We start from the raw sequence: 1,171 nt of genomic DNA, 5'->3' as shown, positions 1-1,171 counted from the left end.
TCTATCATAACTTCCGCATTCCTCCCGACACTGACCCTACGGGTACAGTGCGGGGCTCCTGCGATTTCTAGCTGACAAGCCGACCCTGCCGGATCCGCCGCCGGAGCGGCTATTTTTGTTGAATCGCCACCGCCAGTTTGTGCCCTACGAGTTGTAACCGAAGTCCTTTCTCCCTCTGTTGTCTATTGTCTATGTCGTCCATTCAACGAGAACCTCGCATTCTGTTGGGCCTGCGGGCCGACCAATTTCGTCATCCCGTGGATCTGCAAGCCACCCGCTCTCTGCAGCAAGTGCCGGGGCTGGGCCTGCTGATTCAAAATTGGCTTGGCTCAACGGCAGGACAGATATTTTATCTGGACAACATTGCTTCTAGTATCCAAATTAACGAGCATCAGTTGCCGGAAATTCATCAGCTTTTGGTGCAGGCCTGTCGCATCTTGGATCTGGAGGTGCCCCAGCTCTACGTGCGGCAGAACCCCACGCCCAATGCTTACACCTTTGCCATGCAGGGGAAAAAGCCCTTCATTGTCTTGCACAGCTCTCTGCTGGATCTGTTGGAGCCGCCGGAAATTCAGGCCGTGATCGCTCATGAGTTGGGCCACTTGAAGTGCAATCACGGGGTCTACTTGACGATGGCCAACATTCTCATGCTCTCCACCAGCTTGCTCCCCTTCGGGGGGTTGTTTTATCAGGCGTTGCAGGATCAACTGATGCACTGGCTGCGGTGTGCTGAGTTTACCTGTGACCGGGCGGCGCTGTTGGTAGCCCAAGATGCCAAGACGGTGATCTCGGTGTTGATGAAATTGTGTGGGGGATCCCCGCAATTGGCCCCCAAGCTGAACGTGGACGCCTTTTTGGAGCAGGCCCGTACTTACGACGAGCTGGACGGGGATCTGTGGCAGATGGAGCTGAAGCAGATGCAAACTGTGGGGCGCACCCATCCGCTGCCGGTGCTGCGGGCCAGAGAAATCGAGCGTTGGTTCCGCAGCAACACCTATCAGCAGATCCTGGAGCTCCAGGGATTGGGCTCCGCACCGCGGACGTCAACGGCTGCTTCGTAAACTACCCGACTCCGACCGCTAAAGCAGTACAGAGCGGGCTTTTAGTAGCCCTGCAGTTGGCAAGCCAACCACGAGCCTCTGGGGTGGTTTACAGCACCCCCAATCGACCG

Annotated in this window: 1 protein-coding gene; it reads left to right on the top strand. The window is 56.7% G+C overall.

Going from position 1 to position 1,171, the window contains the following annotated elements:
* Positions 1 to 191: 191 nt before the first annotated feature.
* Positions 192 to 1,061 (top strand): M48 family metallopeptidase, encoded by an 870-nt coding sequence (locus NW828_RS13800; protein ID WP_414374847.1) that lies wholly within the window; start codon positions 192 to 194, stop codon positions 1,059 to 1,061.
* The last annotated feature ends 110 nt before the right edge of the window (positions 1,062 to 1,171 follow it).

It is taken from the genome of Synechococcus sp. W55.2 (assembly GCF_047461635.1).
In the GTDB taxonomy this organism is placed as follows: domain Bacteria; phylum Cyanobacteriota; class Cyanobacteriia; order Thermostichales; family Thermostichaceae; genus Thermostichus.
The sequence above is the reverse complement of the archived record's forward strand: the minus strand, read 5'-3'. Positions and strand labels throughout refer to the sequence as shown.